Below are 19964 nucleotides of genomic sequence, written 5' to 3'. Positions count from 1 at the left end.
GGGCAGGCCCCGGATCATGTCCGGGGCTGCATTGGCATCAGCTTTCGCTTTTGTCTTTCATCGGGCAGGTGTTCAGGCCCAGCAGTGTATAGGCCGGGCAACTGGACATCAGGCTGGTGGCCAGCGGGATGATCCCGATCAGCAGCCACGGGCTTGCGTTATCCATGACGAAATAGGCGATGAGCAGTGCGGCCCCGACGACAAAGCGAATGATGCGGTCAAGATTGCCGATATTTTTCTTAAGCATAGGAAGTCTCCTTGGTTAATCCGTCTTGCAGGATGTTTAACCGATTCCTTCCGCCTGTGTCTGTGACAGGGTCACATAGGTTCGTCTGCCAGCGTTTTCAGGGCGTCTTTATCAACGATTTTTACTGTCCCGCGCCCTGTTTTCACCCAGCCCCGCCGCGACCACGCATCCAGCCTGCGTGAAATCACTTCGCGGGCGCTGCCCACAGCCGTGGCCAGATCCTGCTGGGTTACGTCAAGGGTATCATCTGGGCCCGCCTGCGCCAACAGATAAGCGGCAAGGCGGCATTCAACCCGTTGAAATGCAACCTTTTCAAGTAGTTGCATCATGGTTTGCATCCTTCCGGCAAAGGCGGTGAACACCAAAGCGCGGAACGTTTGCGAGGAATCCAGCAAATCCATGAACATCGCGCGGGGCAGTAGAACCAACCGGCTGTCGCTTTCGGCAACGGCCTCGGCGGTGTAATCATCACCGCCCAACAGGCCCAAGGTGCTCTGGATGCAGGATTGTCCGGGCACTACGGCATAAAGCAGCATTTCACGTCCGGTTGATCCGGTCAGCGACACATTTACCTTGCCCGACAGCACGACGACATAGCCCTTAACGGAATCGCCGGGCGAAAACAGGATGGCCCCTTTGGGGACATCCATTGGCGTTAACGTGTTTAAACGGGACGTGGTTTCGGCATCCAGACCGGCAAGGTCCGGCGCCTGCGAAACCCAGCCCATCAGCCGCGGTGGCGTTTTTCAAAACGGGGGAGCATTGCGCTGAAATCCATTCCTTTTCCGCCTTCCTGTTCAACGAACTGTGCATACAGATCCGTTGCAGAATGCCCCATCGGCGTGTCCGCGTCCACCGCTTCGGCGGCCTGTTGTGACAGACGCAAATCTTTCAGCATCAGTTCGGCTGCAAAGCCCGGCTGATAGTCATTATCGGCGGGCGAGGTCGGGCCAACACCGGGGGCGGGGCAATAGGCGTTCATGGTCCAGCTATAGCCGGATGAAGTGCTGACCACATCGAACATTTTCTGCCGGTCCAGCCCCAGTTTGTCGGCCAGTGCAAAGGCCTCGCAGGTGGCGATCATGGTGACGCCAAGGATCATGTTGTTACAGATTTTCGCCGATTGCCCCGCACCGGAATCGCCGCAATGCACGGCCTTTTGCCCCATCACGTCAAACAGCGGGTTCACCTTGGCGAATGCTTCTTGCCTGCCACCGGCCATAAAGGTCAGCGTGCCACCCGAGGCACCGCCAACCCCGCCCGAAACCGGCGCGTCCACTGCCATCACACCGGCCGCTTCGGCCTGTTCGGCCACCGCACGCGCGCTTTCCACATCGACGGTCGAGCAATCCAGCAGCACCGCCCCCTTGTCCATCGCGGGGATGATTTCATCCGCGACCGAGCGCAGGATCGCGCCGTTTGGCAGCATGGTGATCACCACGTCCTGCCCTTTGGCGGCCCCGGCGGCAGTTTCGGCTTTGCTTACACCTTCGGGGCAGGGGGCTTGCAGGTCGAACCCCGTTACATCGTGGCCCGCCTTGGCCAGATTCTGTGCCATCGGGGCGCCCATGTTGCCAAGGCCAATAAATCCGACTTTCATTTCGTTTCTCCCTTAAAGTTTCAGCGCATCCGCCCCAAGCGGCAGCAGCATTTTGGTGACATCCGCATCTATGGGGGCACCCAATATATGTTTCCACACCGGTTTGCGGTCCTTGTCGATGATGGCGGCGCGGATGCCCTCGATAAAATCGGCGTGTTCCATTGACCGGTAGGTAAAGCGGTATTCCAGATCCAGCGCGCGGCGGATGTCGTCGGCCCCGCGCAAACGATGCACGATTTCCACCGTGCAGCCCATCGACAAAGGCGCATTGCGGCCCAGTGATCGCATCGCGGCCGAGGTGAAATCACTGTCCTCGGTTTGAAGCGAACGCAGGATGTCGCCCAGTGTCTCGCCGCCAAAATGTTTGTTGATCTCGGCCTCTTGCCCTTTCAGGCGCCCTTCGGTCGGGGTTTGCGCGGCCTGATCGATCAATTCCCAATCCCCGCTTTCCACCAGCGCCGACGTTAATGCGGGCCAGTCTGATTCAGGGATGTAGTAATCGGCAAAACCCGCGTAAATCGCATCATCTGCCCCCAGCCGTGCGCCGGTGGTGCCGATGTATTCGCCCAGCCGTCCGGGCGCGCGGGCCAGGATCAGCGAGCCACCCACATCCGGCACCAGACCGATGCCGCATTCCGGCATCGCAATCTGGCTGCTTTCGCCGACAATCCGGTGGCTGCCGTGACAGCCCACACCAACGCCGCCGCCCATGGTAAACCCCTGCATCAGGCTGGCCACGGGTTTGGGGAATTCGAACAGTTTGGCGTTCATCCGGTATTCGTCGCGCCAGAACCTGCGCCCGTATTCATAATCGCCCCGTTTGCCGCTGGCATACATTTCGGCAATATCACCGCCGGCGCAAAACGCCCGATCCCCTGCCGCATCAATCAGCAGCATTTTAACATCGTCATCCTCGCGCCACGCATCCAGCGCCTTTTCAATCGCAAGGCACATCTCGTAGGTCAGCGCATTCAGCGCCTCGGGGCGATTCAAGGTGATCCGCCCAAGTTTACCGTCTTTGCGAATGTCGATTTCGGCCATCTACCCGCGCTCCGCCAGCATTTGCCGCGCCGTGATCATGCGCATGATTTCATTGGTGCCCTCAAGGATTTCATGCACCCGCAAATCGCGCACCAGTTTCTCGATGCCGTAATCCGCCAGATAGCCGTAACCACCATGCAGTTGCAGGCATTGGTTCACAATGCGGCTGCCGGCCTCGGTGACGAATTTCTTGGCCATGGCGCAGTATTTCGTAGCGTCCGGCGCGCCCTGATCCAGCTTCCACGCCGCCTGATGCAGGAACACCCGTGCGGCGGCCAGTTCGATTTCCATGTCCGCCAGCCGGAATTGCAGCGCCTGAAACTGGTCAATCGGGCGGCCGAAGGCCTTGCGCTCGCCCATATAGTCCAGCGTTCTGGTCAGCGCGGATTGCGCCCCGCCCAGTGAACAGGCCGAGATATTCAAACGCCCGCCGTCCAGACCCTTCATCGCATAGGTAAAGCCCTTGCCAAGTTCCCCCAGCAGGTTGCCCGCCGGTATCTGGCAATTGTCCAGTTGCACCTGACGGGTCGGTTGACTGCGCCAGCCCATCTTTTCCTCAAGCCCGCCAAAGCTGAGGCCCTCGGTGCCATCATCAATCACAAAGGCGGAAATACCTTTGGGTCCGTCGCCACCGCTGCGGGCCATGACGATATAGGCATCCGAATAACCGCCGCCGGAAATGAAGGCCTTGGTGCCGGTCAGGGCAAAGCCTGCGTCGGTTTCAACCGCTTTGGTTTTCAGTGCTGCCGCATCCGAACCGGTGGCGGGTTCGGTCAGGCAGTAGGAGAAAAACGTTTCCATCGTGATGGCGCGGGGCAGGTATTTGTCGCGCAACTCGGGGGAGGCGAATTTGTCCATCATCGCGGCGCACATGTTGTGGATCGACAGGAACGCCGCAACCGAAGGGCAGGACATCGACAGCGCCTCGAACACCAATGTTGCGTCCAGACGGGTCAGGCCCGCGCCGCCGTTTTCCTCGGACACATACAAGCCACCAAACCCCAGTTCGGCCAGTTTGGGCCACAGGTCTTTGGGGATGTCACCGGTTTTTTCCCAGTCCCGGGCAAAGGGGGCGATGTGTTCTTCGCCAAAGGCCTTGGCCATGTCGAAAATCAGGGTTTGTTCTTCGGTTAGTGCAAAATCCATGGTGTTCCCCGCAGCAAATGAATTGAACGCCTGTTTAATTTCCAATTCTTGCAGGAGTTTTGCAAGCGGCAACTTGAGAGCGTCGGCTGATCCGAAAACTTTGAAAGATTTCGGCCTGTTTTCTTTGAAAGAAAACAGCTCGGGCCAGTGGATATGTGGCGTCACAAATCAGCGTGATATTCCTCGATCAGGTGGCGCACCACATCGCGCAGGGCGTCATCTGTCGTTTTTCCGGTGGCAATGGCGGCCTGATAGGTGGCGCGTTGGCGCTCGGAACTGTTGCCGTTTTTGGTGATCTCAAGGGCGTTTTCAATTTCGGCCGTGCAATCCAGCGCCTCGGCGTCTTGGGCCAGCAAGCCGATCATTTCCTGCACCAACTCGCCCATCGGCACGATTTCACCACGGCCAAAATCAATCAGCCCGCCGGTGACGCCATAGCGTTGCGCCCGCCAGCGGTTTTCGGACACAAGGAAGTTGTCATACAGCCGCCAGCGCTGATTTTTCCGGGACAGCCGCCACAGCATCCGCGTAAGACACTGGGTCAGCGCGGCAAGGGACAAGGCGTGTTCCAGACGCGGGGAAACATCGCAAATCCTGGATTCAATGGTGGGAAAGCGTGACGAGGGGCGTAAATCCCACCAGATTTTGCTGCTGTCCTCGATCACGCCCAACCCGACCAGCGCCTGAACCGATCGCTCGAATTCACCCCAGCTGCGCAGTTGCGGCGGCAGGCCGGTGCGGGGCAGGTTGTCGAACACTGTCAGGCGGTAACTGGCCAGACCGGTATCATCGCCCTGCCAGAAAGGCGACGAGGTGGACAGGGCTAAAAGATGCGGCAGGAAATAGGTCAGCTGGTTCATCAGGTCGATGCGCAGGTCTTTTTGAGCGATGCCCACATGCACATGCATACCGCAAATCAGCATCCGGCGCACCACACCCGCCAGATCCTGCTGCAATTCATTGTAGCGGTCCTTGTCGGTGTGGTGCTGGTCCTTCCAGTCGGCAAAAGGGTGGCACGAGGCCGTGATCGGCACCAGCCCGTGATCGGCGGCATGGTTCGAGATACAGGCGCGCAGGCGTTTCAGATCCTCGCGGGCGTCCCCAATGGTCTGGCACACCTTGGTCCCGACCTCGATCTGGCATTGCAGAAATTCGGGGCTGACCTGACCGTCCATTTCGGCCATGCAACTGTCCATCAATGCTTGCGGTGCGCGGGCCAGTTCCAGTGTTTCACGGTCGACCAGAAGGTATTCTTCCTCGACTCCCATGGTGAAAGGCGGCTCTTGATAGGGCACGGCATCCTCCCCTTAGTTGTTATAAGGGCAGGATTGCAGGGGTTTTGGATTATGGCAAGGGGTAGCCGGGTTGTTTTAGCAATTCCGGCAAGGTGCCTTTGCGGCATCCCAGCAGGGCTTCGGCTTCGGACATATTTGATACGATCCGGCGCACAACGGGTGTATCCAGCTTGTCCCAGGACCGAATGACCATCGAGGCTGCTTCCATCGCGACGGGTGTCGGTGCAACGACCACGCTGAGGATGTCAGAGGTTGATTTGGCCACCAGTTCCGCGATCCGTGCCTGTGCCATTATGACCTTGATATACTCGCGCTTGATTCCAGTCAGATGCGTCAGGTCGATCAGGTGTTTGAACTGAACCTTAAAATCAGGATGATCCCGCACACCTTCGACAACCGCCAAATAGTCATCAGTTGTCACAGTTCCGCTATATCGTGCGTAAACAAGGTTATGTTCAGGGATAATGCGAAAGAAAGAAGGCAAAGTTGAACACCATCATCTTTGTGTCGGACTTACCGCGTGAGTGCGCGTCCGAACCGGTTATTATTTCTAGCGGGCCACATCGTTTGACACAACAAAAAAGCCGCGCGTTCGGGGGCGGACAGAACAGAAACAGCCCTGCCAAACCGGCAGGGCTGTCACTGTTTTCATCATCAGGTAGCGACGATTAATCGTCGATTGCCTTAAAGTGGAATTCGCCACCTTCCTTGATGCCCGAGGGCCAGCGCGATGTGACGGTTTTTGTCCGGCTGTAGAATTTGAACGAATCCGGTCCGTGCTGGTTCAGATCGCCAAACATGGATTTTTTCCAGCCGCCAAAGGTGTGATAGGCCAGCGGAACCGGCACAGGCACGTTGATGCCAACCATGCCGACATTCACGCGCGAGGCGTAATCGCGGGCAGTATCGCCGTCACGGGTAAAGATGGCAGTGCCGTTGCCGTAGTCGTGGTCCATCACCATTTTCAGCGCATCGTCATAGGTTTCGGCGCGCACGGTGCAGACAACAGGGCCGAAGATTTCGGTCTTGTAGATGTCCATATCCGTTGTGACATTGTCAAACAGATGCGGGCCAACGAAGAAGCCGTTTTCATAGCCTTGCAATTTGAAATCGCGGTTATCAACCACAAGGGTTGCGCCCTGATCAACGCCGCTCTGGATCAGGCCCAGAATGCGTTCTTTGGCTTCGGCCGAAACAACCGGGCCGTAATCCACATCATCACCGTCGGTGTAAGGGGCAACGCGCAGTTTTTCCACCCGCGGGACCAGTTTTTCCAACAGGCGGTCGGCGGTGCCTTCGCCCACAGGCACAGCAACCGAAATCGCCATGCAGCGTTCACCAGCGGCGCCAAAACCGGCCCCGACGATGGCGTCGGCGGCCTGGTCCATATCGGCGTCGGGCATGATGATCATGTGGTTTTTCGCGCCGCCAAAGCATTGTGCGCGTTTGCCGTTGGCTGTGGCGCGGCTGTAGATATATTGCGCAACAGGGGTCGAACCAACGAAGGAAACACCCTGAATGATGTCGTTGTCCAGCAGCGCGTCAACGGCTTCGTTTTTGCCGTTCACAACCTGGAACACACCTTCAGGCAAGCCGGCTTCGACAAACAGGGCGGCCAGCATCATCGGTACCGACGGGTCACGCTCGGAGGGTTTCAGCACAACCGCGTTGCCACAGGCCAGTGCGGGCGCAATGTGCCAAAGCGGCATCATGGCCGGAAAGTTGAACGGCATGATCGAGCCGACAACCCCCAGTGGCTGACGCATGGAATACATATCAATGCCGGTGCCGGCCCCGACTGTGTATTCGCCTTTCAGCAGTTCGGCAGCGCCGATGCAATATTCTACAACTTCCAGACCGCGCTGAACGTCACCTTTGGCATCGGGAATGGTTTTACCATGTTCGCGGCTCAGGGCTTCGGCCAGTTTATCCATATCGCGGTTGATCAGGCCAACCATGGCCATCATCACGCGGCCACGCACCTGCGGGTTTTTCGCACCCCATGCGGGCTGGGCCGCTGCGGCGGCTTCAATCGCCGCGTTCATTTCTGCGGCCGAGGCCAGATCGACCTTATACTGAACTTCGCCGGTGGCGGGGTTCATGATGTCGCCTTGCTGGCCCGAGGTGCCTTTGACCATCTTGCCGTTGATAAAATGTCCGATATCCATATTCGAATCCTCCGGGGTATTGTTGGGTTTTTGCTCGGGTGCAGTTTAGCCTTGCAAAAATGCCATGAAAAGGGGCAGTTTTCCAAAGGGGCTTTGCAATAATACAGGTATGGTATGGCGTTTGACTGGGATGATATGCGGGTGTTTCTGGCGGTGGCACGGGCTGAAAGCCTGTCCAAGGCCGGAAAGGCACTGAAACTGGACCCCGCCACGGTGGGGCGGCGGATTGCGCGGCTTGAAGACAGGTTGGGGGCGGCGCTGTTTGCCAAATCGGTGCAGGGCTATGTTTTGAATAGTGAAGGCGAACGCCTGCTGGCACACGCGACTCGCGCCGAAACCGCGCTGGCGCAGGGGGCCGAGGAATTGCACGGGCAGGCGGGGCAGTTAAGCGGCGTGGTGCGGATCGGGGCGCCGGATGGCTCGGCCAATTATCTGTTGCCGCAGGTTTGCGCGGCGATCTGCGATGAAAACCCGGGGCTGGAGGTGCAGATCGTGGCGTTGCCGCGCGTGTTCAACCTGTCCAAACGCGAGGCCGATATGGCGATTACCCTGTCACGGCCCACGGCGGGGCGGCTGATGGCGCAGAAGATCACCGATTACAAACTGCATCTGGCGGCGACACAGGGCTATCAGGACAGCCATCCACCCATTCGCAGGCTGAAGGATCTGAAGGGGCACCGGATCATCGGTTATATCCCCGATATGATATTTGACAAAGAGGTGGATTATCTGGCTGAAACCGGTGTTGACCATGTCACGCTTGCGTCAAATTCCGTGGCGGTGCAGGTGAACTGGGTGCGCCAGGGCGCGGGGTTGGCGATTGTACATGATTTCTGTATGCCCACGCTGCCCGACATCCGCCGCGTGCTGCCCGACAAGGTTTCGCTGACGCGCACCTTCTATCTGGTGCGGCATCTGGACGACAAACGGGTCGAACGTCTGAACCGCTTTGCCGAGAGTTTTATTGCAGGCGTTCGGCGTGAAGTTGCGCGGCTGGAAGAACTGGCAAATCACGCGACTTGACAGAATGTCGCAGGCGGGGGACCCTGCAGGTATAATGAAACCTATAAAGGAGACGCCGATGCTGGTTCAACAAATCCTGAAATCCAAGGCAACCGAGGGGGTTTTTACCGTCAAACCCGGGACAAACGTGGCGGATGTGGCGTCGGTTTTGTCGAACAACCGGATTGGCTCGGTTGTGGTGTCTGCGACGGGAAAAACAGCGGATGGAATTTTATCAGAACGCGATATTGTGCGGGAATTGGGCAAACGCGGGGCGGTTTGCCTGTCTGACAAGGTGGACGATATGATGACGAAGAATATCGTCACCTGTAATTGTAACGAGCGGGCAGATGATATTCTGAAAAAGATGACCGAAGGGCGGTTTCGCCATATGCCGGTGATCCGTGATGGTGAAATGGTGGGGCTGATCACGATTGGCGATGTGGTCAAGGCCCGTCTGAGCGAACTTTCGATGGAAAAAAAGGCGCTTGAAGGGATGATTATGGGGCATTAGCGGGTATTGCGCCGCGCGTTGCGCGTCGCCCCGGGCGCGCGCCCCTGCGGGGCACGCGCAAAAGCCTCCGGCGGAGGTATTTAGGAAAAGAAGAAGGGGCGGGCGGTATTCTGCTTGCAATCGGGCGCGCAATATTGTTGCGTGCGCCCAAAGCTAAGGGGGCAGACCATGCGCATTGCATTATATCCGGGAACCTTTGATCCGATTACGATGGGACACATTGATATTATCCGCCGCGGAGCTGCCTTGGTGGACCGCCTGGTGATCGGGGTTGCCATCAACCGCGACAAGGGGCCGATGTTCACACTGGAAGAGCGGGTGGCGATGGTCGAGGCCGAATGTGCTGGCCTTTCAAAGGAAACGGGCTGCGAGATTGTGGTGCATCCGTTTGAGAACCTGCTGATTGATTGTGCCCATGATGTTGGTGCGCAAATCATCATTCGCGGTCTGCGGGCGGTGGCGGATTTTGAATATGAATACCAGATGGTCGGGATGAATCGTGCAATGGACGATAGGATTGAAACCGTTTTCCTGATGGCAGATGCCAAGCATCAGGCGATTGCCAGCAAGCTGGTAAAGGAAATCGCGCGGCTGGGCGGGGATATTTCCAAATTTGTCACGCCGGATGTGGAAAAGGCGCTGATGGCGAAATTCGCCTGAAGATGCGCGCCCGCGCCTGATCCGGCGCGGGCGGCGATTTGTCTTACAGGTATTTCGCCATCTCGATGGCGGTATCGGACATGCGGTTGGAGAAACCCCATTCATTGTCATACCACGTCAGGATACGCACCATATTGCCTGCGGTGACTTTGGTCTGGTCCATATGGAAGATCGACGAATGCGGGTTGTGGTTGAAGTCGATCGACACATTCGGCACCTCGGTATAGCCCAGCACACCCTTTAGCGGGCCGTCTGCGGCGGCCTTGATCGCGGCGTTGACTTCTTCAATCGTGGTGTCGCGGGACGCCTCGAAGGTCAGGTCCACGACCGAAACATTCGGGGTGGGCACGCGGATCGCCACACCGTCCAGTTTGCCGGCCATTTCGGGCAGCACCAGACCGACGGCCTTGGCGGCACCGGTCGAGGTGGGGATCATGCTCATGGCTGCAGCGCGGGCGCGATACAGATCCTTGTGCATTGTGTCCAGCGTGGGCTGGTCGCCAGTGTAGCTGTGGATCGTGGTCATGAACCCGTGGTTGATGCCGATGGCGTCATTCAGGGTTTTGACCACCGGTGCCAGACAGTTGGTGGTACAAGACGCGTTGGAGACCACCCGGTCATCGGCGGTCAGCGTATTGTGGTTCACCCCGTAAACGATGGTTTTGTCTGCACCCGCCGAGGGAGCCGAGACCAGCACACGGCTTGCGCCGTTTTCCAGATGCACCAGCGCCTTTTCCTTGGCGGTAAATATACCGGTGCATTCCATCACGATATCCACATCGGCCCAAGGCAGGTCGGCAGGGTTGCGGATGGCCGTCACGGCAATCGGGCCACGGCCCGCATCGATTGTGTCCTTGGTGGTTTTCACATCCACCGGAAAGCGGCCATGCACGGAATCGAATTGCAGCAGGTGGGCGTTGGTTTCCACCGGTCCCAGATCGTTGATCGCGATCACTTCGATATCGGTGCGACCGGATTCAACGATGGCACGCAGGACGTTGCGGCCGATGCGGCCAAAGCCGTTGATGGCTACTTTTACAGTCATGGGAGGACTCCTTTTGATCATACGAAAACCGTCACCCGTGGGCGGTTATCGCTAACATGACCAAATGGCGTCCAAGGTCAACCGGACAATGCCGGATCAGCGCCAAAAAGCGATATATTCAATCATTTGTCCCAGCCGCCGACCGACGATCAGCCACAGATCCCAGTGGAAGTAGAAATAATCGGCGGTAAAAATACCGATGATCAGAACCGCAAAGATGACTGCCAGCGTATTGGTCATGACCCGCCTTTTCGGGGTCATTCCCCCGCGTTAGTGCAAAAAGCGCCCCATCGTCGCCGCGACATCGGCCATGCGACAGGAAAAGCCCCATTCGTTGTCATACCATGCCAGCACCCGCACCGTGCGTCCACCCACGACTTTGGTTTGTTCCGGTGCAAAAATGGATGATTGCGGCGTGTGGTTGAAATCGATCGAGACTTTTGGCTCGTCATCATAGGCCAGAACCGCGCCCATATGGCCGGCGGCGGCTTCGGCCATCACTTCGTTCACATCGGCCACGGTGACATCGCGGGCGGCCTCGAAGGTCAGGTCCACGGCGGATACATTGGGGGTGGGCACACGCAGGGCGGTGCCGTCCAGTTTGCCCGCCAGTTCCGGCAATACCAGCCCCAGCGCCTTGGCGGCCCCTGTGGATGTCGGGATCATCGCCATTGCGGCGGCGCGGGCGCGGTAGAGGTCGGAATGGCGGCGGTCCAGCGTGGGCTGATCGCCGGTATAGCTGTGGATCGTGGTCATTATACCGCGTTCAATACCGATGGCATCGTTCAGCACCTTGGCCAGCGGGGCCAGGCAGTTGGTGGTGCAGGATCCGTTTGAAACCAGCCGGTCGGTTTCCAGCAGATCGCGATGATTGACGCCGTAAACCACGGTGCGATCCACATTGCTGGCGGGGGCCGAAATCAGAACCTTTTTCGCACCGCGTTCCAGATGGACCGAGGATTTGACGCCGTCGTTGAATTTTCCGGTGCACTCCAGCACCACATCCACACCTTCCCAGTCCAGTTCCTGCGGATCATAGGTGGAAAACACCTTGATCGGACCACGGCCCAGATCCAGCGTGTCACCTTCTACCACCACGTCATTGCCGAAGCGGCCATGCACAGAGTCATACCGCAGCAGATGGGCGTTGGTTTCAATCGGGCCGGTGGCGTTGATCTTGACCACGCGCACATCGTTTCGGGCGGCCTCGGCGATATGGGCCAAGGTGCAGCGACCGATGCGGCCAAAGCCGTTGATTCCCAGTGTGATTGGCATGTTTCCCATTCCCTGATTTCGCGCGCGGACCAGCCGCCATTGGCAACGCGTATAGGGGTAGGGGTGATTCTGGAAAAGCGTTTATTGAGAAGGTGTTAGCGTAAACATATGGTGTTAGCGCAAACGAGCAACTGGTGTTATCGGTAACATTCAAAAACAACAAAAACGGGGGGCCGCAAAGCCCCCCGCAGGTGTTTTAATTGCTTGCGCCTTACAGCAGGGATTTCACCTTGTCAGCCACGGCCTGTGCGGTGATGCCGAACTTTTCGAACAGCACATCTGCCGGGGCCGAAGCGCCAAAGCTGTCCATACCGACAAAGCCTGCCTTGTTGGCTTTGCCGCGCTCGCCGGTCAGCCAGCGGTCCCAGCCCATTTGCACGGCTGCCTCGACAGCGACACGCACCGGACCACCGGGTAGGATGCGCTTGCGATAGCGTTCGTCCTGTTCGGCAAACAGCTCCATGCAGGGCATGGACACAACGCGGGTGCCGATGCCCTCGGCTTGCAGGATGTCGCGCGCGGCAAGGGCGATTTCCACCTCGGATCCTGTGGCAATGATGATGGCCTGACGTTTGCCTTCGGCGTCGGCCAGCACATAGGCGCCCTGCGCGGTCATGTTCTTGGTTTTATGTTCCAGACGCACGGTCGGCAGCCCCTGACGGGACAGCGCCAGCACAGAAGGGGTTTCCTTGGAGGTCAGAGCGATTTCCCAGGCCTCGGCGGTTTCTACCGTGTCGGCGGGGCGGAACACATAGGTGTTCGGTGTGGCGCGGGAAATGGCCAGATGCTCGACCGGCTGGTGGGTCGGGCCGTCTTCGCCCAGACCGATACTGTCGTGCGTCATCACATAGACCGTGGGCACCCGCATCAGCGCGGACAGGCGCATTGCGCCACGGGCGTAATCGGTGAAACACATGAAAGTGCCGCCGTAGGGGCGCACACCGCCATGCAGCACCATGCCGTTCATCGCCGCCGCCATGCCGTGTTCGCGGATGCCGTAATAGATGTAGCGCCCGCCACGGTTATCAATGTCGAATGTGCCCATGTCGCCGGATTTGGTGTTGTTCGATCCGGTCAGATCGGCCGAGCCACCAACGGTTTCAATCATGAACGGATTGACCACTTCCAGCACCATTTCGCTGGATTTGCGGGTGGCAACCTTTGGCGCTTCCTCGGAAATCTGCTTTTTCAGTGCCTTGATGGTGGCTGACAGTTTCTTGTGCGGGTCCAGCGCATAGGCGCGCTGGAATTCCCGCTGCTTGTTGCCGGGGATGGTCAGGAAACGCTCTTCCCAGGCCACGCGCTCGGCCTTGCCGCGGGCGCCGATGGCTTCCCACTGGGCCTTGATGTCCTTTGGGATGGTAAAGGCGGGCGAGGTCCAGCCATAGGCCTTTTTGGTGTCCTCGATCAGCTTGGGATCGGTCAGGGCGCCGTGGCCCTTCGAGGTGTCCTGTGCGCTGGAACCAAGCGCGATATGCGTCTTGCAGGCGATCAACGACGGCTTCTTGGTTTTCTTGGTGGCGGTCAGGGCTTCGTCGATCGCCACCGGATCATGGCCGTCAATTTCAAACACCGACCAGCCTGAGGCGCGGAAACGCATCATCTGGTCCGTGCGGTCCGACAGGGATACCTTGCCGTCGATGGTGATATCGTTGTTGTCCCACAGCACGATCAGCTTGCCCAGTTCGTGACGACCGGCCAGACCGATGGCCTCTTGGGAAATGCCCTCCATCAGGCAACCGTCACCGGCAATCACATAGGTGTGGTGATCGACCACCTTCTTGCCATAACGGGCGCGCTGGATTTCCTCGGCAATGGCAAAGCCGACCGAATTGGCAATGCCCTGACCCAGCGGGCCGGTGGTGGTTTCAACCCCTTCCACATGGCCGTATTCAGGGTGCCCCGCCGTGCGCGCGCCCCACTGGCGGAAATTCCTGATCTCGTCCAGAGTGACCTGCTCGTATCCCGTCAGATACAGCAGCGAATAAATCAGCATCGAGCCATGACCGGCCGACAGGATAAACCGGTCGCGGTCGGGCCAGTGCGGGGCCTTGGCGTCAAACTTCAGGTGTTTTTCAAACAATACGGTGGCGACATCGGCCATGCCCATCGGCATCCCCGAGTGGCCGGAATTTGCCGCTGCAATAGCGTCCAGCGTCAGGGTGCGGATGGCGGCGGCCTTCATCCAGTGATCGGGGTGGTTTTTGCGCAAAGTCTGAATATCCACGGCGGTTTGTCCTTATCTGGGGCTAAACTTACCCCGTGGTGATAGCAGCGCTGTGGATAAGATCAAGCGGGCAGGGGGCAGATCGGGGAAAAGGGCGGGCAATTCTGTGGCCGATTGGGTAAACTCGACCCATAAGCGCGAGGATTTGCGATTCGGGCAAGAGTCGCGCAGGGTGGGAATAGGCGAGTGAGGAGACAGGCAAAGTGAGTGAGATAACAGAACTTGAACGCCGGATCACGGATGCGTTGGCGCGCATTGATGCCGGTGTGGATACCTTGGGGCAAGGTGCTGCAAGCGATGGCTCCGGCGATGCTGCCGCATTGCAAGAGGCGCTAGAGGCCGAAAAGGCCGCAAACGCCCAGTTGGAAGAACGTGTTGCCGCGATCAAGGACAAACAGGAAACCCTGATCAAGGATCTGGAAAAACAGATTTCCGATCTGACCGCCACCGTGGCGCGTCAGGAAGAAGATGCCAAAACCCTGATCGCGCTGAACAACGAACTGCGCGAGGCCGCCGAGGCCCGGCAAGCGACATCGGGTGACAAGGATGCGGAACTTGTCAACAAGGCCCTGCAAACCGAACTCGAAGCGCTGCAAACCGCCCGCAAGGCCGATCTGGCCGAGCTGGAAACGATTATGACCGAACTAAAACCGCTGATCGGGGAGGGCGCGTAATGGCCGAGACAACAATCACCATTGGCGGACGTAAATTCACCGTTGCCTGTCAGGAGGGCGAGGAGCATTTCCTGCATGCCGCCGCCAAACTGCTGGACAATGAAGCCACCGTTTTGACCGAACAGATCGGCCGTATTCCCGAACCCCGCATGTTGCTGATGGCCGGTCTGATGCTGGCCGATAAAACCGCCGGTCTGGAAGAAAAGCTGCGCGATGCGGAAAGCAAACTGGGCGCCCAGGAGGCCCTGCTGGAAGAAATGCGGGAAAAACCGGCGCCTGAACCCGAACGCATCGAGGTCGCGGTGATCCCGCCGATGGTCACCGACACCATGGCCGAAATCGCCGCCCGCGCCGAGGCTCTGGCCGACAAGGTCGAGGAAAAACTGAAGGCGGGGTAACGGATTAACCCGACGGCAACTCTTTGCCCCTAACAGTTGGGGCAGAATACAAAGGGTTTGATCGTTGGGATTCGTTGAAAAAAGAAATGTATATCGCCCCGCCACGGGCGAAGCCCCCTTCGGGTTTGATGAAATCTTTTTCTCGCGCACGGATCAGCGCGGGGTGATTGAATGCGGGAACTATGTGTTCAAACGGGTTTCTGGTTATGGCTGGGACGATCTGATCGGCGCCCCCCATAAACGCATCCGCCACCCCGATATGCCCAAAGGCGTGTTCTGGCTGTTCTGGGAAACCCTGAAAGCCGGAGAACCGATTGGTGCCTACGTCAAGAACAAGGCTAAGGACGGTTTGTATTATTGGGTCTATGCTGTTGCCCTGCCGTTTCAGGGCGGGTTCCTGTCGATCCGGATCAAACCGGCCAGCGATTTGTTCGAAACGATCAAACAGGAATACGAGGTTCTGCGCGAAGCCGAGGAAAACGGGGGGCTGACACCCGAGGGAAGTGCGGCACAACTGGTGCAGCGGATTGGTGATCTGGGGTATTCCGACTATCGGGCCTTTGAAAGCGATGCCCTGACGCGCGAATTGGCCGCGCGCGACATCAAGGTCAATAAAAAGATTGATCCAGAAGTCGAAAAATTTACCGAAATGGCGGATGCGGCCAGTGCCCTGAAAACAGAAACCATATCGCTTTCGGACGGTTTTCACGCGGTCAGCACCGTGCCGACCAATATGCGCATCATCGCCTCGCGGCTGGAACCTTCGGGCGGGGCGGTCAGTGCCTTGTCGCAAAACTACTGGTCCATGTCCGAGGAAATGGCGCAATGGTTCCGGCGCTATGTCACCAATTCGGACAGTGATTTCGCCACCATGTGCGACACGTTGGCACAATGCCGGTTCCTGCTGGGCATGGCGCATATGTTGCGGGAAATGTCGACCAGTTTTTCCCTTGAGCGGCGTGCGCTTGGCGGCTGTGATCTGAAGGCCGAACAACAGCAGATGGTAAATCTCGCCACTATCTCGACCCGTAAGGCGATGGAGGGGCTGAACGAGGTTTCCGAAGTCGCTTTGCGGATCTCGCGCGCGGTGGCTGTTATGCGCCGTTTCACCCTTGGGCTAAGTTCAACCCGTGTGATGTGCAATATCGAAAGTGCGCGCCTGTCCAAGGGCGGCGAAAGCCTGAATTATGTGATCACCCAACTGGCGGGGTTCCAGACCAATGTTGATGATCAACTTGAACGGATCGAGGATTTGAGCCTGTCCATCCAGCGCAATGCAGATGCCCTGATGGCGAAAGGGAACGGGCCAAAGCGCCGTCCCCCTATCAAATCCGAAAACCGTGAAACGTCGATTTAACCGTTGGCTTCGCGAATTTTGTCGGCGGCTTCTTTGTTGTAAGCAACGCCTTCTTTGTCGAACAACTGGTCCAGCTCGCCCGACAGGGTCATTTCTGTGACGATGTCGCAACCGCCCACAAATTCGCCTTTGACATACAGTTGCGGGATGGTGGGCCAGTCGGAATAGTCCTTGATGCCTTGACGGATGCCCTCGTCTGCCAGCACGTTCACATCGGCAAATTCCACGCCCATGAAATTCAAAACACCGGCGACACGGGATGAAAACCCGCACTGCGGCGCGTCTTTGGTGCCTTTCATGAACAGAACCACGTCGTTGCTGGTGACTGTGTCTTTGATCTGGGTTGTTGCGTCGGTCATGTTTTATCTCCGTTTGTCCGCGTTGGCGGTGTGTTTGTTTTGCGGCTGTGCCGCTTTCTCGTCAGTCTTGTCCAGAACTGCATATCACGTGCCCCAAGGGCCGCCGCCGAACGATTGGCCCCTTCCGAGGCCCGGATCACATCCATATCGACGGCTTCCATGCCCAGTTCTGGTTTGCCTTCGTCGTCATTATAAACCTCGTCATCCAGAAACTGTTTGGCCAGCGGCGGGCGCGGCCTGTTACGCTTCAGGATCATTTCGATCAGGATGGCAATAGCAATCAGGGCGGCAATTCCCAAGAGGATGCTTTGCCACAGGCCCATCACCTATTCCGGTGCCTTGGTGGTCAGCGCGAGCGCGTGCAATTCCCCGTTCGGGCCGTCCATCTTGCCCTTCAGGGCCGCGAAAACCGCCCGCTGTTGCTGCACGCGGTTCATATCGCGGAAACTTTCATCCACCACCATCGCCGAAAAATGCACCCCGTCATCGCCTTCGATCGTAATCTTGGCGTTCGGGAAAGAGGCGCGGATCAGCTCTTCTACTTCTTGGGCTTGCATGGCCATGGGTGATATCCTTGAAATTTATGTTGCTTACTATTTAAGTCGGGATTGTCGTCCATGCAAGAGGGGCCTTCCCCCATGCGTCATTGTTCCCCGACCGCGACCATGTCTGCGGATCAGGTTACGGTCGCTTCAAAGCTGCGGCGATAGATGTCGGACAATTCCGCCAGCAGCGCCGAGGAGCCACCGAATGTCACCGCATCCCCGCCGAACCGTCCAACGGTTGAAATCGGCACGCCGGCTTCGGCGGCGGCAATCATCAGGGCTTCGGCCTGATCGAAATTGCAGGCAATCAGGTAACGCGCCTGATCCTCGCCAAACAGGGTTGGGGTGTCGGCAGCCTCCAGTGTGATGCCAACACCAGAGCTTTCGGCCATTTCAAACGCGGCCAGCGCCAGCCCGCCATCGGACAGGTCCGTCACGGCCTTGATCAATTCACCATTGGCGCGGATGAATTCGCCAGCGCGACGCTCGGCCTCGAGATCCACATGCGGTGCATCGCCATCCTCACGGTTGAAGACCTCGGCCAGCAGGGCGGATTGGCCAAGGTGGCCGGCGGTTTCGCCGACCAGCAGGGCGACATGGCCTTCGCGGGCGGTGCCGGCAATCAGGTCGTCGATGTTTTCAATCAGGCCGACCGCGCCGATGGTGGGGGTGGGCAGGATGCCGGTACCGTCGGTTTCGTTGTAAAGCGAAACGTTGCCCGACACGATCGGCATATCCAGCGCGGAAACCGCTTCGGAAATGCCTTTGATCGCACCTACGAATTGCCCCATGATTTCGGGCTTTTCGGGGTTGCCGAAGTTCATGTTGTCGGTGGTTGCCAGTGGTTTGGCGCCCACGGCGCACAGGTTTCGATAAGCCTCGGCCACCGCCTGTTTGCCGCCTTCAAACGGGTTGGCCATCACATAGCGCGGCGTCACATCCGACGTAAACGCCAGTGCCTTGTCGGTGCCATGCACCCGCACCACGCCCGCACCGATGCCGGGCAGAACGGCGGTATCGGCCATGACCATGGTGTCATACTGTTCGTAAACCCATTGTTTCGCGGCATAGTTCGGCGAGGAGACCAGCGCGCGCAAACCGTCGATTGCGTCGATTTCCGGCACATCGGCCAGTGGTTCGGCAGCAGGGGTTTCCACCCATGGGCGGTCGTATTCCGGCGCGTTGCCCGACAGGGCCTTTAGCGGCAGATCGGCTTTTAATTCGTTGCCGTGCATGATGACAAAACGGTCCTCGGCGATGGTTTCGCCGACGATGGCAAAATCCAGATCCCATTTCTCGAACACGGCCTTGGCCACGTCCTCAAGTTCGGGGTTCAGCACCATCAACATGCGTTCCTGGGATTCCGAAAGCATCATTTCGTAGGCTGTCATGTTTTCCTCGCGCACCGGCACGCGGTCCAGATCCAGCTTCACGCCCAGATCACCCTTGTCGCCCATTTCGACAGCCGAACAGGTCAGGCCGGCAGCCCCCATATCCTGAATCGAGATCACGGCGCCCGTGGCCATCAATTCCAGCGTCGCCTCCATCAGGCGTTTTTCGGTGAAGGGGTCGCCGACTTGAACGGTGGGGCGCTTTTCCTCGATGGTGTCGTCAAATTCGGCCGAGGCCATGGTCGCGCCGCCGACGCCGTCGCGCCCTGTTTTGGCGCCAAGGTAGACAACCGGCATGCCAACGCCCGAGGCGGCGGAATAGAAAATCTTGTCGGTGTCGGCCAGACCGGCGGCAAAGGCATTGACCAGACAATTGCCGTTATAGGCCGGATGGAAACGCACTTCGCCACCCACGGTGGGCACGCCGAAACAGTTGCCGTAGCCGCCGACACCTTCGACCACCCCATGCACCAGCTGGCGGGTTTTGGGGTGCGAGGGTTCGCCGAATGACAGCGAATTCATCGCCGCAATCGGGCGGGCGCCCATGGTGAACACATCGCGCAGGATTCCGCCAACACCGGTGGCGGCACCTTGATATGGCTCGATATAGCTGGGGTGGTTGTGGCTTTCCATTTTGAACACCACGCATTGATCGTCGCCAATATCGACGATGCCGGCGTTTTCACCGGGGCCGCAAATGACCTGTGGGCCTTTGGTGGGCAGGGTGCGCAGCCATTTTTTCGAGGACTTGTAGGAGCAATGCTCGTTCCACATGGCCGAGAAAATACCAAGTTCGGTATAGGTCGGTGTGCGTCCGATAATTTCGAGGACCAAGGCATATTCATCCTTGCTCAACCCGTGGCTGGAAATCAACTCGTCGGTAATCTGCGGCTCTTGCATCCAAATCCCCCAAGGCAGCTGTTGGGCGCCTTTTAGGGCATGGGCGGGCCTAGGGGAATGCGGTTTTTCAAATTATTTTGCCGCCTATGTCGAAATGCCGCCCCTTCGTTCGTCTTTATT

22 protein-coding genes are annotated in these 19964 nt (G+C 58.2%); 6 read left to right on the top strand and 16 right to left on the bottom strand.

The genetic code is table 11. From position 1 onward, the window contains the following. Positions 1 to 37: 37 nt before the first annotated feature. The 8 genes from BAR1_RS10125 to BAR1_RS10090 all read right to left on the bottom strand — a co-directional run bounded on the left by BAR1_RS10125 (position 38) and on the right by BAR1_RS10090 (position 7497). Complete coding sequence (locus BAR1_RS10125) at positions 38 to 247, bottom strand: YgaP family membrane protein (protein WP_118942910.1); 210 nt, start codon at positions 245 to 247, stop codon at positions 38 to 40. 71 nt (positions 248 to 318) lie between these two features. Continuing rightward, a complete protein-coding gene (locus BAR1_RS10120; RefSeq protein ID WP_118942909.1) occupies positions 319 to 975 on the bottom strand; it encodes a Crp/Fnr family transcriptional regulator in 657 nt (218 codons plus the stop codon). Beyond that, a complete protein-coding gene (mmsB, locus tag BAR1_RS10115; protein ID WP_118942908.1) occupies positions 975 to 1847 on the bottom strand; it encodes a 3-hydroxyisobutyrate dehydrogenase in 873 nt (290 codons plus the stop codon). The genes BAR1_RS10120 and mmsB overlap by 1 nt, the downstream gene beginning before the upstream one ends. 12 nt (positions 1848 to 1859) lie before the next feature. Continuing rightward, a complete protein-coding gene (locus BAR1_RS10110) occupies positions 1860 to 2888 on the bottom strand; it encodes an enoyl-CoA hydratase/isomerase family protein (RefSeq protein ID WP_118942907.1) in 1029 nt (342 codons plus the stop codon). Continuing rightward, a complete protein-coding gene (locus BAR1_RS10105; RefSeq protein ID WP_118944429.1) occupies positions 2889 to 4034 on the bottom strand; it encodes an acyl-CoA dehydrogenase family protein in 1146 nt (381 codons plus the stop codon). A 161-nt stretch (positions 4035 to 4195) separates the two neighbouring features. After that, the gene (locus BAR1_RS10100) at positions 4196 to 5329 is read right to left on the bottom strand and encodes a carboxylate-amine ligase (protein WP_118942906.1); all 1134 of its coding nucleotides are present in this window, start codon (positions 5327 to 5329) and stop codon (positions 4196 to 4198) included. Positions 5330 to 5378: 49 nt separating this feature from the next. Continuing rightward, positions 5379 to 5750 (bottom strand): hypothetical protein, encoded by a 372-nt coding sequence (locus tag BAR1_RS10095; RefSeq protein WP_162891739.1) that lies wholly within the window; start codon positions 5748 to 5750, stop codon positions 5379 to 5381. Positions 5751 to 5997: 247 nt separating this feature from the next. Beyond that, a complete protein-coding gene (locus BAR1_RS10090; RefSeq protein ID WP_118942904.1) occupies positions 5998 to 7497 on the bottom strand; it encodes a CoA-acylating methylmalonate-semialdehyde dehydrogenase in 1500 nt (499 codons plus the stop codon). A 114-nt stretch (positions 7498 to 7611) separates the two neighbouring features. On the opposite strand from BAR1_RS10090, the gene BAR1_RS10085 reads away from it, so the two are divergent. From BAR1_RS10085 to coaD, 3 genes are all read left to right on the top strand, one after another. After that, positions 7612 to 8520 (top strand): LysR family transcriptional regulator, encoded by a 909-nt coding sequence (locus BAR1_RS10085; protein ID WP_118942903.1) that lies wholly within the window; start codon positions 7612 to 7614, stop codon positions 8518 to 8520. Between the two features lie 58 nt (positions 8521 to 8578). Then, a complete protein-coding gene (locus tag BAR1_RS10080) occupies positions 8579 to 9013 on the top strand; it encodes a CBS domain-containing protein (protein ID WP_118942902.1) in 435 nt (144 codons plus the stop codon). A 168-nt stretch (positions 9014 to 9181) separates the two neighbouring features. Continuing rightward, complete coding sequence (gene coaD, locus BAR1_RS10075; protein ID WP_118942901.1) at positions 9182 to 9673, top strand: pantetheine-phosphate adenylyltransferase; 492 nt, start codon at positions 9182 to 9184, stop codon at positions 9671 to 9673. Between the two features lie 43 nt (positions 9674 to 9716). Here coaD and gap (BAR1_RS10070) read toward each other — a convergent pair whose 3' ends face one another. The 4 genes from gap (BAR1_RS10070) to tkt all read right to left on the bottom strand — a co-directional run bounded on the left by gap (BAR1_RS10070) (position 9717) and on the right by tkt (position 14178). Further along, positions 9717 to 10718, bottom strand: coding sequence for a type I glyceraldehyde-3-phosphate dehydrogenase (gene gap / locus BAR1_RS10070; RefSeq protein WP_118942900.1), 1002 nt, complete (start codon positions 10716 to 10718; stop codon positions 9717 to 9719). A 96-nt stretch (positions 10719 to 10814) separates the two neighbouring features. Further along, complete coding sequence (locus BAR1_RS17970; RefSeq protein ID WP_162891738.1) at positions 10815 to 10979, bottom strand: hypothetical protein; 165 nt, start codon at positions 10977 to 10979, stop codon at positions 10815 to 10817. A gap of 9 nt (positions 10980 to 10988) precedes the next feature. Continuing rightward, on the bottom strand, positions 10989 to 11993 hold the full coding sequence (gene gap / locus BAR1_RS10065) for a type I glyceraldehyde-3-phosphate dehydrogenase (RefSeq protein WP_118942899.1): 1005 nt from the start codon (positions 11991 to 11993) through the stop codon (positions 10989 to 10991). Between the two features lie 211 nt (positions 11994 to 12204). Next, positions 12205 to 14178 carry a transketolase gene (tkt, locus tag BAR1_RS10060; protein WP_407681535.1) on the bottom strand — a complete coding sequence of 658 codons (1974 nt, stop codon included), beginning with the start codon at positions 14176 to 14178 and terminating at the stop codon, positions 12205 to 12207. A 245-nt stretch (positions 14179 to 14423) separates the two neighbouring features. On the opposite strand from tkt, the gene BAR1_RS10055 reads away from it, so the two are divergent. From BAR1_RS10055 to BAR1_RS10045, 3 genes are all read left to right on the top strand, one after another. Continuing rightward, positions 14424 to 14894: a hypothetical protein gene (locus tag BAR1_RS10055; protein ID WP_118942897.1), complete on the top strand. Its 471-nt coding sequence runs from the start codon at positions 14424 to 14426 to the stop codon at positions 14892 to 14894. After that, positions 14894 to 15292, top strand: coding sequence for a cell division protein ZapA (locus tag BAR1_RS10050; RefSeq protein ID WP_118942896.1), 399 nt, complete (start codon positions 14894 to 14896; stop codon positions 15290 to 15292). The genes BAR1_RS10055 and BAR1_RS10050 overlap by 1 nt, the downstream gene beginning before the upstream one ends. A gap of 64 nt (positions 15293 to 15356) precedes the next feature. Then, positions 15357 to 16649, top strand: coding sequence for a PAS domain-containing protein (locus BAR1_RS10045; protein ID WP_118942895.1), 1293 nt, complete (start codon positions 15357 to 15359; stop codon positions 16647 to 16649). On the opposite strand, the gene grxD is transcribed toward BAR1_RS10045, so the two are convergent. The 4 genes from grxD to purL all read right to left on the bottom strand — a co-directional run bounded on the left by grxD (position 16646) and on the right by purL (position 19844). Beyond that, a complete protein-coding gene (gene grxD / locus BAR1_RS10040) occupies positions 16646 to 17008 on the bottom strand; it encodes a Grx4 family monothiol glutaredoxin (protein WP_118942894.1) in 363 nt (120 codons plus the stop codon). The genes BAR1_RS10045 and grxD overlap by 4 nt on opposite strands. Further along, positions 17005 to 17331, bottom strand: coding sequence for a hypothetical protein (locus tag BAR1_RS10035; protein ID WP_118942893.1), 327 nt, complete (start codon positions 17329 to 17331; stop codon positions 17005 to 17007). Before BAR1_RS10035 ends, grxD begins: the two co-directional genes overlap by 4 nt. Positions 17332 to 17334: 3 nt before the next feature. Further along, the gene (locus BAR1_RS10030; RefSeq protein ID WP_118942892.1) at positions 17335 to 17571 is read right to left on the bottom strand and encodes a BolA/IbaG family iron-sulfur metabolism protein; all 237 of its coding nucleotides are present in this window, start codon (positions 17569 to 17571) and stop codon (positions 17335 to 17337) included. A gap of 113 nt (positions 17572 to 17684) precedes the next feature. Continuing rightward, a complete protein-coding gene (gene purL, locus BAR1_RS10025; protein WP_118942891.1) occupies positions 17685 to 19844 on the bottom strand; it encodes a phosphoribosylformylglycinamidine synthase subunit PurL in 2160 nt (719 codons plus the stop codon). Positions 19845 to 19964 lie beyond the last annotated feature (120 nt).

It is taken from the genome of Profundibacter amoris (assembly GCF_003544895.1).
Classification (GTDB): domain Bacteria; phylum Pseudomonadota; class Alphaproteobacteria; order Rhodobacterales; family Rhodobacteraceae; genus Profundibacter; species Profundibacter amoris.
The sequence above is the reverse complement of the archived record's forward strand: the minus strand, read 5'-3'. Positions and strand labels throughout refer to the sequence as shown.